This is a genomic window from Acinetobacter sp. CY05 (assembly GCF_059515805.1).
This window is the reverse complement of the sequence record NZ_JCAKMW010000016.1, coordinates 18,365-31,177: the sequence shown is the minus strand read 5'-3', so window position 1 is coordinate 31,177 and position 12,813 is coordinate 18,365. Positions and strand designations below refer to the sequence as shown.

At 41.0% G+C, this 12,813-nt stretch carries 13 protein-coding genes and 1 pseudogene; 9 read left to right on the top strand and 5 right to left on the bottom strand.

The genetic code is table 11. The features are described 5' to 3' along the window. Positions 1–39: 39 nt before the first annotated feature. Together AC5YCD_RS11655 and dapA are read right to left on the bottom strand one after the other, a co-directional pair. Positions 40–633 carry a lipoprotein-34 precursor (NlpB) gene (locus AC5YCD_RS11655; protein ID WP_496130226.1) on the bottom strand — a complete coding sequence of 198 codons (594 nt, stop codon included), beginning with the start codon at positions 631–633 and terminating at the stop codon, positions 40–42. Between the two features lie 15 nt (positions 634–648). After that, a complete protein-coding gene (gene dapA / locus AC5YCD_RS11650) occupies positions 649–1,545 on the bottom strand; it encodes a 4-hydroxy-tetrahydrodipicolinate synthase (protein WP_496130186.1) in 897 nt (298 codons plus the stop codon). A gap of 696 nt (positions 1,546–2,241) precedes the next feature. Between dapA and mhpT the strand changes: the two genes are divergently transcribed. From mhpT to AC5YCD_RS11635, 3 genes are all read left to right on the top strand, one after another. Next, positions 2,242–3,507, top strand: a complete 1,266-nt coding sequence (mhpT, locus tag AC5YCD_RS11645) for a 3-(3-hydroxy-phenyl)propionate transporter MhpT (protein WP_496130225.1) — start codon at positions 2,242–2,244, stop codon at positions 3,505–3,507. Positions 3,508–3,628: 121 nt separating this feature from the next. Further along, positions 3,629–4,276 (top strand): bifunctional nicotinamidase/pyrazinamidase, encoded by a 648-nt coding sequence (pncA, locus tag AC5YCD_RS11640; RefSeq protein WP_496130185.1) that lies wholly within the window; start codon positions 3,629–3,631, stop codon positions 4,274–4,276. Then, positions 4,273–5,208 carry a bile acid:sodium symporter family protein gene (locus AC5YCD_RS11635; protein ID WP_496130184.1) on the top strand — a complete coding sequence of 312 codons (936 nt, stop codon included), beginning with the start codon at positions 4,273–4,275 and terminating at the stop codon, positions 5,206–5,208. Before pncA ends, AC5YCD_RS11635 begins: the two co-directional genes overlap by 4 nt. Before the next feature lie 40 nt (positions 5,209–5,248). Here AC5YCD_RS11635 and AC5YCD_RS11630 read toward each other — a convergent pair whose 3' ends face one another. Further along, on the bottom strand, positions 5,249–6,520 hold the full coding sequence (locus AC5YCD_RS11630; RefSeq protein WP_496130183.1) for a hypothetical protein: 1,272 nt from the start codon (positions 6,518–6,520) through the stop codon (positions 5,249–5,251). Positions 6,521–6,578: 58 nt separating this feature from the next. Here AC5YCD_RS11630 and serB point away from each other — a divergent pair. From serB to AC5YCD_RS11615, 3 genes and pseudogenes are all read left to right on the top strand, one after another. Beyond that, a pseudogene (gene serB, locus AC5YCD_RS11625) lies at positions 6,579–7,796 on the top strand (phosphoserine phosphatase SerB). Positions 7,797–7,946: 150 nt separating this feature from the next. Then, positions 7,947–8,273 (top strand): hypothetical protein, encoded by a 327-nt coding sequence (locus AC5YCD_RS11620; protein ID WP_496130182.1) that lies wholly within the window; start codon positions 7,947–7,949, stop codon positions 8,271–8,273. A gap of 108 nt (positions 8,274–8,381) precedes the next feature. Then, positions 8,382–8,852 carry an SCP-2 sterol transfer family protein gene (locus AC5YCD_RS11615; protein WP_496130181.1) on the top strand — a complete coding sequence of 157 codons (471 nt, stop codon included), beginning with the start codon at positions 8,382–8,384 and terminating at the stop codon, positions 8,850–8,852. 35 nt (positions 8,853–8,887) lie between these two features. Here the strand turns inward: AC5YCD_RS11615 and dtd are convergent, their stop codons facing one another. Next, positions 8,888–9,328: a D-aminoacyl-tRNA deacylase gene (gene dtd / locus AC5YCD_RS11610; RefSeq protein ID WP_496130180.1), complete on the bottom strand. Its 441-nt coding sequence runs from the start codon at positions 9,326–9,328 to the stop codon at positions 8,888–8,890. 233 nt (positions 9,329–9,561) lie between these two features. Here dtd and AC5YCD_RS11605 point away from each other — a divergent pair, with 233 nt between their 5' ends. The 3 genes from AC5YCD_RS11605 (at position 9,562) to AC5YCD_RS11595 (ending at position 12,037) form a co-directional block, all read left to right on the top strand. Next, positions 9,562–11,079 carry a catalase gene (locus tag AC5YCD_RS11605; RefSeq protein WP_496130179.1) on the top strand — a complete coding sequence of 506 codons (1,518 nt, stop codon included), beginning with the start codon at positions 9,562–9,564 and terminating at the stop codon, positions 11,077–11,079. Between the two features lie 151 nt (positions 11,080–11,230). Next, positions 11,231–11,701, top strand: a complete 471-nt coding sequence (locus tag AC5YCD_RS11600) for an ankyrin repeat domain-containing protein (RefSeq protein ID WP_496130178.1) — start codon at positions 11,231–11,233, stop codon at positions 11,699–11,701. 138 nt (positions 11,702–11,839) lie between these two features. After that, positions 11,840–12,037, top strand: a complete 198-nt coding sequence (locus AC5YCD_RS11595; protein WP_496130177.1) for a ribbon-helix-helix protein — start codon at positions 11,840–11,842, stop codon at positions 12,035–12,037. A 59-nt stretch (positions 12,038–12,096) separates the two neighbouring features. Here the strand turns inward: AC5YCD_RS11595 and AC5YCD_RS11590 are convergent, their stop codons facing one another. Further along, positions 12,097–12,453 carry a roadblock/LC7 domain-containing protein gene (locus tag AC5YCD_RS11590; RefSeq protein WP_496130176.1) on the bottom strand — a complete coding sequence of 119 codons (357 nt, stop codon included), beginning with the start codon at positions 12,451–12,453 and terminating at the stop codon, positions 12,097–12,099. Positions 12,454–12,813 lie beyond the last annotated feature (360 nt).

Here is a 12,813-nt window from a genome sequence, read left to right as displayed (position 1 = left end):
GAACCTTTTACTTGCAAAAAAAAAGCCTAGACAATCCGACTAGGCTGGCCAATTTTGGTAAATTTGAGTTAACAACTGAGCCGCAACGTCTTTATCGGCAAAACTGCTATCGGCATTGAACACAGCCAGTGTTTGCGTTGAACCAAGAGAGCTGAGTTTAAGTAACAAAGTTTGTCCATCGACTTTAATACTCACTTCATAACGGTCTTTGCTTTGATTGACCACGCTATAGTTAAGGCTGCTTAAAGTGGCAAGGGTATATTGCCAAATCTCGCTTGCTTCGCCTTCCATTTTAAGCAATGGATTTTGATTTCCATCAACAAGTGGGCTTGGGCGTGGTGTAGTTGCAGTTACTGTTGTGTTGGTAGGCTGCGCTGACTGTGGGCGAGGAAGGGCAAAGCGATTGCCTTTAGCATTGGTCAGTACAGGTGCATGCTCTAATGCTAAAGGGTCTACCGCTGGAGCAGGATACAACGGCGTTGCAGGTCGTACCATTGAACCTTCAGGATATTGCAAGGCATTGAGCTCTGTCGCTTCTTTATAGTCTAATGAACCATTTTTAATCGCAACTGAACTACAGCCTGTTAAGCTGATCGCAGAAAGTGCAAGAATAAAACCAAAACGTAATTGCATCATAATTTGCTCTTATTAAATGAGGCCCACTTCTTTAAGTGCTTCACGAAGTGGTGCGCGATATGCTTGAGCTAGTGGTGTAAGAGGTAAACGGATACCTGCTTCTACTAGACCCATTTCATGAAGTGCCCATTTCACAGGAATTGGGTTCGATTCACAAAATAAAATATTGTGAAGATTTGCAATTTTAGCATTTAAAGCTGCAGCCTGTGCATGTTCACCATTTAAAGCTGCTGCGCAGATTTCACTCATGGCTTGAGGGGCAATATTGGCAGTCACTGAAATATTACCACGAGCGCCTTTTTCAAACAGTTGATACGCTGTTGCATCATCACCTGAGTACACGGTCATATTTTTACCTTGTAAACCAGCGATTAATTCTGCACCGCGAGCGACATCACCTGTGGCGTCTTTAATCCCCACAATTTGTGGTAGATCAGCAAGACGAATCACTGTGTCATTCTGCATATCTACTCCAGTACGACCTGGCACGTTATACAGAATTTGGGGTAGGTCAACTGCTTCAGCAACTGCCTTATAGTGTTGATATAAACCTTCTTGGGTTGGTTTGTTATAATAAGGTGTTACCAGTAAAGCGGCATCTGCACCAAGCTCTTTGGCTTCTTTGGTCAGTTGAATCGCTTCGTGTGTTGAATTGGCGCCAGTGCCGGCAATAATAGGAATGCGTTTATTGGCAACACGAATGATTTCTTTGATCACTTGTGTGTGTTCCGCCATGCTAAGCGTAGAGGCTTCGCCCGTTGTACCCACTGCAACGATACTATTGGTACCTTGTTCAATGTGCCACTCAACGAGCTTCTCAAGACCCTTCCAATCTACGCTGCCATCTTCAAACATAGGGGTGACGATTGCGACAATTGAACCCTGAATGGTCTGTGCTTGCTGAGTCATTTGCAAAAATATCCTATTTGTCCATCCGAGTACGGTTAGAAAAACATGAATTTGGATGGATTTATTTGTGATTTCTAAGTAAATCAACGTTCTTTTTTGAACGAGTGGCTTACTTAGCTAAATTATGACTGATGAAACGCATAAGAACAATATACTTTTTTCATCGGTGATAAAAACAATGTCTAAAGCGAAAGAAAAAACGAGTTTTTCTACAAATTAAAAGAGTGTGCTTGTTTGACCCCATCAAATTAAAGCAAATTTTGTGGAAAAACTAGGGATTTTCACAATATTTATTACTTGATGATAACGGCAAAAATAGCTGTAACGCTTGCTAGGAGCAGCGTAGCGGCAATTTTAATCTGTTTTTAAGACGAAATAAAGATCAATATAGATATTAAAAATATATATATTGATCTTTATCAATAAACCCTAAATCGCTGTTTAATCTTTCTTAATAATTGATTTTAACTCTTAAACTTTTTTTAGATTTAAGCTAGCTATAGCGCTGTCTTAAACAAAACAGACTAAATTGCTTGGAATCGCTGCTTAATTTTTTGCCCAGATTAATTGCTTTTAAGACTATATAAGAAATTCATAAAAACGATAAATTTCCAATAAATGAGTGAATATACAAGATAAATTTGCTGGGATCTTACACTTATTGATAGCTCGTATCCGCTTGCAGTCTTCGCCATGATGGCGCACGTAAGTTGGCCACTGATTGCAATTAAGGAGTATCCAATGCAAAGATCAGATAACAAACATGCGGTGATTACCGTGGCGATTTGTTTCCTTATTGCCGTAATTGAAGGGCTAGATATTCAGGCTGCAGGTATTGCTGCAGCAGGAATTCGCGAAAGCTTTGGCTTGAATAGCTCTCAACTCGGTGTATTTTTTAGTGCAGGGATTTTGGGTCTACTGCCCGGCGCACTAGTCGGTGGTCGACTTGCAGATCGGATTGGACGTAAAAAGGTTTTAATTCTATCGACTGCAATCTTTGCTGTATTTACGCTCTGCACAGTGTGGGTAAATAGCTTTAACAGCTTATTGGCCGTGCGTTTCTTAGCGGGTGCAGGTTTAGGTGCAGCAATGCCAATTCTGATTACGCTAGCATCTGAAGCGGTAACGCCACAAAATCGTGGTCGTGCGGTAGGTTTGATGTACTGCGGTATGCCAGTAGGTGCAGCCATCTTGTCTCTAATTGCAACTACAGAGTTTGGTTCAGACTGGAAAAACATTTTCTATTTGGGTGGTTTATTACCGATTATTGTGATTCCAATCATGATGTGGTTATTACCTGAATCTAAAGAATTCTTAAAAGCGCAAGACAAAACTGCCACTCAAGCGCAGCCACAAGCATCTTTTAAAGATTTATTTAATACTGAAAACCGTTTACGTACCTGCTTAATTTGGGTGAGCTACTTCTTTACCCTGATGGTGGTTTACATCATGCTAAGCTGGTTGCCATCACTGTTTACTGAGCTTGGCTTTACTCGTCAAGAAGGTGCTACAGCACAGTTCTACTTCATGGTTAGTGCAACGATTGGTACTATTATCTTAGGTATGCTGACTGATCGTTGGAAAAAAGCCTACGTAATTTTACTGATGTACGGCGGTATTTTAGCGGGTTTATTTGCGCTAAATGCAGCCAATGCTTTAACGCAAATGTATTTAGCTTCTGCCTTGGTTGGCGCGTTTGTGATTGGTTGCCAAGGTGTATTGTACGCTTTTGGTGGTATCGTTTACCCAACTGAAGTACGTGCTACAGGTGTGGGTGTAGCTTCTGCAGTAGGTCGTGTTGGCGCAATGCTTGGGCCTGCAATTGCGGGGCAATTATTGGTAGCAGGTTTTGGTGCAGCGGGTGTTATCTCAGCCGCTATTCCATGTATCGTGATTTCAGCGATCTTTATGTTGATCTTAGTTAAACGCATGCAACCGCAACAGGTTTCAGCAAAAGTTTAAAAGCTTTCAACCTTGATATAGCTCACAGCGATGTGGGCTATTTTTTTGCCTAAAAAATTGATAGCGTGTTTACCCTTAGATCAGCTACATTTTGGCAAACATCAATTGCAAGGGATCTGACATGAACCACAACAGCGTATTGTTGGTTGTCGATGTACAAAATGGCTTTACTCCGGGTGGCAACTTAGCTGTGGCGCAAGCCGATCACATTATTCCGATCATTAATCAACTGGCCCAGCAATTTAGCAATGTGGTGCTGACCCAAGATTGGCATCCGCACAATCATATCTCTTTTGCCGAAAATCATGCGGGTAAGCAAGCCTATCAACACATTGAGTTAGATTATGGCACTCAAGTGTTATGGCCGAGTCACTGCGTACAAGGCACACACGATGCAGAGTTGCATCCCGATCTCAATATTCAACATGCTCAGTTGATTATCCGTAAAGGATTTAATGCGCAGATTGATAGCTACTCTGCTTTTCAAGAGGCAGATCGTCAAACTAAAACGGGCCTTGCCAGTTACTTAAAAGAGCGAGGAATTGAGCAGGTATTTGTAGTTGGAATTGCCACAGATTTTTGTGTAGCTTGGAGCGCTATAGATAGTGCGGAGTTAGGTTTTAACACATATGTGATTGAAGATGCTTGCCAAGCGATTGATTTAAACGGTTCATTACAACAGGCATGGCAAGCGATGCAGCACGCTGGAGTAAAGCGTATTCAAGCTGCTGACGTGGCGAGTCAATTGAGCCTAGGTCAACAGCTATGAATGGATTTTTAAGATTTTCTAATATAGTGCAAAAAAGCTTTGCACTTTGGGTGTTGTTATTTGCGGGGCTAGCCATGCTCAGTCCCAATAGCTTTATCTGGCTCAAAAGCTATATTCCATGGATGCTCGGTATCATTATGTTTGGTATGGGCATGACCATGACGCTAGATGACTTTAAAAGCGTGTTGCAAAATCCCAAAGCGGTGGCAATTGGAGTGGCTGCTCAATTTATAATCATGCCAGGTTTGGCATTCCTTCTCTGTAAGCTCTTTAGCTTGCCGCCAGAAATTGCCATTGGCGTGATCTTGGTAGGGTGTTGTCCAGGCGGGACAGCCTCAAATGTGATTACTTATATGGCCAAGGGTAATACTGCGCTGTCGGTGGCTTGTACTTCGGTTTCGACCTTATTAGCACCACTACTCACACCTGCAATTTTTTATCTGTTGGCAAGCCAGTGGATTGAAATTAACGCACTGTCAATGCTGACTTCGATTTTACAAGTAGTGTTATTGCCGATTATTTTAGGATTGGTGGTGCGGGCAATTTTAAAACAAAAGATTCAATACTATATGCCCGCCATGCCGCTGATTTCTGTAGTGGCGATTGTGGCAATTGTGGCGGCGATTATTGCTGGGAGTAAAGGACAGATTTTGGAATCAGGTTTACTGATTTTAGGCGTGGTGATATTACATAATGGTTTGGGCTATTTAATTGGTTTTTGGATCAGTCGTGTATTAAAACTACCTTATGCTGACAGTAAAGCTGTGGCAATTGAAGTGGGTATGCAAAATTCAGGTTTGGGTGTAGCCCTGGCTGCTGTACATTTTGCTGCTTCCCCTATGACTGCGCTACCTAGTGCTATTTTTAGCTTATGGCACAATATTTCGGGTCCGGCATTGGCCACCTATTGGGCTAGTCGCAAACACAACTAAATCATGAATATAAAAAAGGGATGCAGTGCATCCCTTTTATTTAAGCACCACTCGACTGCTTGCTCTTTAAGATTTCGCTGCGAATATCTTGGGCAATTTGAGCAGTTTCTGCATCCATGCCGCTAATCATAAAGGCATGACGAGTCAGGGCATTACTTGGATTAGGCAGTGCCACTAATTCATAATGGTCACTCAATTCTTTTAGTAATTCATTGGCCAACTGTAAGGCGCTTTCTTTGGCAACCAATTGCTGTACCAAACGTTCTGCGGCTTGTGGGGCTGACAGATGCATAGATGCCACTGCCGTCGACAAAGCAGTACGGGTTTGTAACACAAAGCGTTTATCTTCACGGTAGCGCTTATACAATACTTCTGATAATAACTGGAACACGTTACTAATCATCACCAAGCATTTAACTGCATCTATTTTCTCAGAAGAAACACTCAGCACAGCGCCGTGTTCATTAAAACTTTGTAAAAGCGTGATATCAGGGCTATTGAGCTTGTAGTGTTGTAAACACAAATCAATACTTTTATTTAAAAACAATTGGCATAAATTAAAATAGGGTACAGCAACAGTCGGGCTCACCGAATTGAGTAATTGTTTTGGATCATAAAATTGAATACTCAACGCTACAGCAGAATGATCTAGGGCTAAAGAACGCACTTCTTTGGATTTGGCTTTATTAGGTGTTTGGCTGTTCACTTGGGCTAGGGCTAAAGCTGTATTATGTTTTTCCTGCTCTAAGGCTTGGCTTAAGCTTTGCAATTCGTGTTTTAAGCGCGCTTCATTATTAATGCGCTCTAAATACTCTTTGCGGCTTGGACGCGCAATCGCACGATAAATAAACCACAACAGCGCATGTACCAGCAGTGAAGCTAAAATCGCCAGCCACTGATTACGTAAAATTTCGCCCATACTTGGCTGAATTAAAGTGATTTCAATGCTGCCGACCTTCTTCTCATTTTGTAGCGCATCGCGTACAAAAACCTGACCATCACGGGTTTTGGATAAACCACCTGTGGCTAGAACTTGTTGATTAGCATCTAAAATACGAATCGAAGCAACACTTGGATTGGTTGCATAGCGATTAGCAAGCAAGGCCAATGATACGGTATTGGCAGGTTCAAGCTCAGTTAAGCTGTCTGTGACCAATTGACTGGTCATCAGCTGACCCTGATTGGCACGGTTTTCATTGAGCTGATGAGTTGTGGCTAACACCAATAGAAAGGTGTGTAGGGCAAAACTTACAATGAGTAGGCTAGCAAATAGCCCTTGTCTAGGCGCATTCAAGGTAAACTTCCAAGGCAATTCGATTCAATTTCGATGATGATTGTAACAACAGTTGTCTGTTAGACCCGAGTAATTCATGCGAGAAATCATTCTTTTATCATTGTTAGGGTCCGTCCAACTGCCTCAGTTTACTCGATTCAGATAGTGATTGTCCGCTCATTACTGACAAATTCTTACTCTTCGATAAACTGTTATTTACAAATCACTGAATTTAAGCATTATAGTCGCTCTAGAAAATCGAATGACCAAGCACTTGGTGATGAGAAATTCTAATCTAGCACATGAAATAGACCTAACTGTGAGCTTTAAAACCATGTCTCTAATCCCCTCTGAACAGTGGCTAAGTGAAGTACAAAACGCACACTATATTGTCACCGTATTAGCACCAGAAGTAACTACTGCTGATGTAGACGCTGTTTCTCAATTGCTTGCTGAACAAGGTTTAACGATTAAAAATAAGGCCCGTTTGACGGGTCTTCCTGTATCTGTAGCCCAAGAAAATCTAGCAGCACGCGCGTGTGTACAATTGACATTAACTGGTCAATTGGCAGATGCACAACTCACCCGTCAAGCCATCTTAGCTTTGTCACAGCAACGTCAGATTGATATTGCCTTGCAAACCAGCGCAGTGTATTGCCAACCCCGTGGTTTAATCTGTTTTGATATGGATTCAACCTTAATTGGTCAAGAAGTCATTGATGAATTGGCAAAAGAAGCAGATGTAGGCGAAAAAGTTGCTGAAATTACAGAACGTGCTATGCAAGGCGAGCTTGATTTCCAAGCTAGCTTCCGTGCGCGCGTGGCATTATTAAAAGGTATGGATGCTTCTGTACTGGCCAGTATTGCTGAGCGCCTGACTATTAATGAAGGCGCAGCACACTTAATTTCAACTTTAAAAGCCAAGGGTTATCGTACCGCAATCTTATCCGGTGGTTTCCAGTATTTTGCTGAATACCTACAAGCCAAGTTAGGCCTAGATGAAGTACATGCCAATGTTTTAGATATTCAAGATGGCCGAGTGACTGGTGAAGTCACAGGCGATATTATGGATGGTGCACGTAAAGCATTATTCTTAGGTAAAATTGCTGAACAAATGGGCCTTAGCCTTGAGCAGACTGTGGCTGTAGGTGATGGTGCCAACGACTTGCCAATGCTCGGCTTAGCAGGCTTAGGCGTGGCTTACCATGCGAAACCTTTGGTGCGCCAAACTGCACAACAGGCCATTTCTAATGTTGGCTTAGATGGTGTGCTTTACTTACTCGGCATTCATGCTCAAGAAATTCATGCCCTTTAAGTTAGATACAATGAGTAAAAAATGCAGCCTTCTGGTTGCATTTTTTTTGACGACAGATTGTGTCGTAGCAATGCTTTTTTTAGATTTTTTTTAGCGTTGAATTACGCATAATGACCCCAGACCAACGTGTCAACCTTGGTCGAGGAGGTCATGATGATAATTATGCTGTTATTGGCAAGCGCTGTAGTACTGTATTTTTGCACCACAGATCGACGTTACTTATTGTTGGTCTTGGTGGCATTGTGTATTGAGGCGCTGACTTTATGCTTAATGTGGTGGTTGAATCTGCCAAGTACACTGGGTTATATCTTAGGTATAGCAATGTTGGCAGTTGCTATAGTGGCTTTGCTGTGGCGTGAAGATCGCAAAGTACAGCAGCAGGTTAAGCCCAGTCCGATTTATAAGGAACATACCCCTGTTTACGAGGACCAACAGCAGGGCTATTTTGCGCAAGATTTAAAAGATGCTTCCAGTTAAGGCATCTTTTAAACACGAAAAATATGAGATTAGCGCTTGTTATACAGAACTTTTTTACAATTGTGCTAGCATGCGTAATTTATAAACAATTAAAAATAGGCTGCTTAGATGAAATTTCCAACCCTTCCTGTGGTGAAGTTACCGCTTGTTGATGTCAGTACCGATCCATTAGATCTGCTTGTTGCTGGATTAGTACTACGTATGAAGCAAATGTCACGTGGTAATCCAAAGTTTATTGAGCTGATTCAAGAACGCCAATTTCGTTTAGAGATTGCGACAGACAATGGCATGGCACGTCAAATTGTGGTGAATCATGGTGAGATTTCTACCGTTTCAGGACGTGCAGAAGCAGCAGATTTTGTCTTGCAATTTGAAAGCAGTGAACAAGCAGTAAAAACCTTACTTAAAGGTGATACGTCGGCGATTATGACTGGGGTACAAAATGGCTCGATTAAAATGGAAGGTGATTTTAGTTTATTGGTTTGGCTAAATCGCGCAGCGCAGTTAGTTGTTCCTAAACAGTTCAAAAGTAAATACAAACACGTCCGTCGTTTGATTAAAGAAAAAATTGGTCGTTAAACAATAGCCCGCAATTGCGGGCTTGATGTTTAAATTTATTCGATTTCTAGATTAAAGGTCACTGGCCCATCATTAACCAAATGTACTTTCATATCGGCAGCAAAAATACCGGTTTGTACATTTGTGAATTGGCTTTGTGCATAAGCCACCAATTGTTCATAAAGCGCTTTAGCGTCGTTTGGTGGCATTGCAGGGCCAAAGTCTGGTCGTAAGCCTTTTTGGGTGTGTGCCATTAAGGTAAATTGTGACACCAACAATAAACCGCCACCCGCTTGACTCACATTCCAGCCCATTTTGCCTTGTTCGTCATCAAAAAAACGATACTTTAGAATTTTATCAATCAGCTTTTTGCCTTTATCTAAATTATCATCTTTACCTAAGCCTAAAAAAACCACAATCCCATGTTCAATTTGGCCGGTGATTTCACCGTCTACCACGACTTTTGCTTCTAAAACTCGCTGTAATAATGCGCGCATAATTCAACCAAAATCATATACTTCTCAACTTGAGCATCATTGTAGCAAAAGCTCATAATCGCCCCTAATGATAAAAAATATTAGTCTTTAAAATTTTGATAAAAACTTGATTTCGCAATTTATTTTGCATTTAAGAAAACGATGAAGCTGATAAAAATTATCATTTTTACCTCTAACTTAAATTTTAGTACCTTATGCCGTGCAGGAAAGGTATTTATTGAGAGATGACATTCATGTTTAAGCGTTCTTTGCTCGTCGCGATGCTTGCAGCAGTGACTGCTGGCACACAAGCTGCGCCATTAACTAAAGATAATGGTGCGCCAGTTGGTGATAACCAAAATTCAATCACCGCAGGTCCAAATGGTTCTGTATTACTTCAAGACGTACAATTAATCCAAAAACTTCAACGTTTTGGCCGTGAGCGTATTCCTGAGCGTGTTGTACACGCACGCGGTACTGGTGCATATGGTGAGTTTGTCGCAACAAAAGACTTATCTGATTTAACCATCGCTTCACTATTTAAAGCAGGGACAAAAACACCTGTATTCTTGCGCTTCTCTACAGTGATTCATGGTAAACACTCGCCTGAAACTTTACGTGACCCACATGGTTTTGCCATCAAGTTCTATACCCAAGAAGGTAACTGGGACTTAGTTGGTAACCAAACGCCTGTCTTCTTTATCCGTGATGCCATCAAATTCCCAGATTTCATCCATGCAATGAAACCAAGTCCAATTGACAACGTTCAAGACGCCAACCGCGTATTTGATTTCTTGTCGAGCCAGCCATGGGCAACTAACATGTTGACTTATGTGTATGGTAACCAAGGTGTGCCAACCAGCTACCGCGAACAAGATGGTTTTGGTGTGCATGCATTCAAATTGTATAACGCCAAAGGTGAATACAAATACGTGAAGTTCAACTTCCGCTCGAAACAAGGCGTGAAAGGTCTAAACGTAAAAGAAGCGGCTGAGTTACAAGGTAAAGACTTCAACCACTTAACTAACGATCTTTACAAAAACATCAACGCGGGTAATTTCCCGAAATGGGATCTTTATATCCAAGTGTTAGATCCTAAAGATCTAGGCAAGTTTGAGTTTGATCCACTAGATCCAACAAAAATCTGGCCAACGAACCTAGTTCCAGAAACCAAAGTCGGTACGTTAACGCTTAACCGTATGCCGAAAAACTTCTTCCAAGAAACCGAACAAGTGGCATTGGCTCCAGGTAACTTGGTTCCAGGTATCGAGCCATCAGAAGACCGTCTACTTCAAGGCCGTATCTTCTCTTACTCAGATACACAAATGTACCGTTTAGGTGCCAACCACCAGCAAATTCCAGTGAACCGTCCATTGGTGAATGTGAATAACAATAACCAAGATGGCTACATGAATGTGGGTGCGACTTCATCTAACGTGAACTACGAACCAAGCCGTATTGAGCCAAAACCATCTACGCCAAAAGCGCGTGCGGTTGAAACGCCACTGTCAGGCACAGTGCAACAACGTGGTGTGAAGGAGCAAAACTTCAAACAAGCAGGTGAATTGTATCGTTCATACTCTGCTAAAGAGAAAGACGACTTAATCATGAACTTGGCAGCTGACCTTAGTAACGTGAAGGATTCAGAAACCAAACACATTATGTTGTCTTACTTCTACAAAGCAGATGCAGACTACGGTACACGTATGACTAAAGCAGTCAACGGTAACCTCGCTACAGTTAAAGCAAAAGCTGCGGCTTTAAAAGACTAATTTCGATTGGTCTAAAGATTGGTGATTGGGGCGCCACATAGGCAATCACCTCCGAAAAGTCCTGTAAAACTCAATTCCTTTCCTGCACCCTAGGGGAGTTTTACAGGCACTTGTTTTTGTTTTATCACTCAAGTTATCTATAGGAACGATCATGAAATTTTTAAAAAGCATGCTGCTGACTGTAGCTTTAGGCTTGGCTGTAGGACAAACGCTAGCACAAACCTCTCAACCTGCTTCACCAGCAGCGCAACAAGAAGTGATTGATTTATTCTTTGCTGCGGCGCGTACGGGGAATCATGAAGTCATTCATGAATTTTTAAAGCATGGTTTTCCTGTTGATGTTAGAAATAAAGATGGTTATACCGCGCTGATGATGGCCACCTATTATGGTCATCAAGACATTGTCACCAGTTTATTAAATCAAGGTGCAGATCGTTGCTTACGTGACAACAAAGGCAATACAGCCTTAATGGGCGCGATTTTTAAATTAGAGTGGTCAATTGCCAAACAGTTGAAAAGTGTAGATTGTGATGTCAATGCCAAACAAACAGGACAAAAAACTGTAGCTGAATTTGCCAAAGTGATAGGCCAAGATCAAAAGCTTAAACAATTGCTAGATTAAACAGTGAATATACTACAAATCAGGTCGATGAAAATTCGGCCTTTTTTAATTTAAATTAAAAAATCTATAAGAAGTACTTGAGAAAGTTAAATGTTAATCTTATTATAATTTAATTATTACTTTTTAGTGTTTATAAATATGGAAAATAAGACAGCAAGATTAACAGTGCTCATTGATCCTGTAAAAAAACATGCTTTTGAAGAGTTGTGTGCACGTCAGGATCTTAAACCTTCACAAGTGGTACGCCAACTCATTCGTGAATACTTAAAACAGCATGGTGTTGACTATGCAACGCAAATGCAGGGCAGTACACAGCACGAAGCTAAAGATGCTTAATGCCAAGTAGGCTAAAAAAATCTGTCTTAAAAGACAGATTTTTTTTAGCTGATTTAGACTTAAGCGAAATCTAAACCTTTTTCAAAGCTACGTAATTCGTGACGTGCCATTGCAAGGTTAGATTTTTGACGATCAAGCACCAAGTACAAGAACAATTCGTCATTGCGATCAAGAGGACGCATTAAGTGGTATTGCTTACCTAACGTGATTAAAATATCTTCAATCTTGTCGTTTAATTGCAATGCTCGTGCTGTTTTTACTTTAGCGCGAATTACTTCAGTATTACCCGCAGCTGCTAATTCTAAATCGATGCCACTACCTAAAGTTGCTAGTGCAAGACCACTTGAGCTGTCTACCAGCGCAGCAGCTACGAAACCGTCAATTTCTGCCAAGTCGTCTAATGTAAGTTTAGCCATGTGGATTCCCCTAGGTATTACAAAGAATAAATGATGAAAATATTGCAAAAAAAATGATCATTTTTTTGCTTAAAGCCATGCTAAATAAAAAGAAAAATGATTGCAATCAAATATCATAAAAAAATATTTAATAATTATTAAATTACCATAATATGTTAATATTTTGTGATGTGGTTAGCATAAATCCAATTATACCATCCTTAAGCCGAACTTAAGTTAAACCTATATCGGCTTAAGCAAAATGGCTTTTTACACCAAATTACGCATCTGGCGTATAAAAAGCCAAAAAAATAGCGCAAAATCGTTTTTTTTCATTTGCAACTCAAAATTAAGTTTTTATAGTGAGAGAAGGACTTTTTC

Bases quoted from the DNA above. Each gene is read 5' to 3' on its own strand.
- AC5YCD_RS11655 (WP_496130226.1), bottom strand. From the start codon at position 633: ATGCAATTACGTTTTGGTTTTATTCTTGCACTTTCTGCGATCAGCTTA.
- dapA (WP_496130186.1), bottom strand. From the start codon at position 1,545: ATGACTCAGCAAGCACAGACCATTCAGGGTTCAATTGTCGCAATCGTC.
- mhpT (WP_496130225.1), top strand. From the start codon at position 2,242: ATGGCGCACGTAAGTTGGCCACTGATTGCAATTAAGGAGTATCCAATG.
- pncA (WP_496130185.1), top strand. From the start codon at position 3,629: ATGAACCACAACAGCGTATTGTTGGTTGTCGATGTACAAAATGGCTTT.
- AC5YCD_RS11635 (WP_496130184.1), top strand. From the start codon at position 4,273: ATGAATGGATTTTTAAGATTTTCTAATATAGTGCAAAAAAGCTTTGCA.
- AC5YCD_RS11620 (WP_496130182.1), top strand. From the start codon at position 7,947: ATGATGATAATTATGCTGTTATTGGCAAGCGCTGTAGTACTGTATTTT.
- AC5YCD_RS11615 (WP_496130181.1), top strand. From the start codon at position 8,382: ATGAAATTTCCAACCCTTCCTGTGGTGAAGTTACCGCTTGTTGATGTC.
- dtd (WP_496130180.1), bottom strand. From the start codon at position 9,328: ATGCGCGCATTATTACAGCGAGTTTTAGAAGCAAAAGTCGTGGTAGAC.
- AC5YCD_RS11605 (WP_496130179.1), top strand. From the start codon at position 9,562: ATGTTTAAGCGTTCTTTGCTCGTCGCGATGCTTGCAGCAGTGACTGCT.
- AC5YCD_RS11600 (WP_496130178.1), top strand. From the start codon at position 11,231: ATGAAATTTTTAAAAAGCATGCTGCTGACTGTAGCTTTAGGCTTGGCT.
- AC5YCD_RS11595 (WP_496130177.1), top strand. From the start codon at position 11,840: ATGGAAAATAAGACAGCAAGATTAACAGTGCTCATTGATCCTGTAAAA.
- AC5YCD_RS11590 (WP_496130176.1), bottom strand. From the start codon at position 12,453: ATGGCTAAACTTACATTAGACGACTTGGCAGAAATTGACGGTTTCGTA.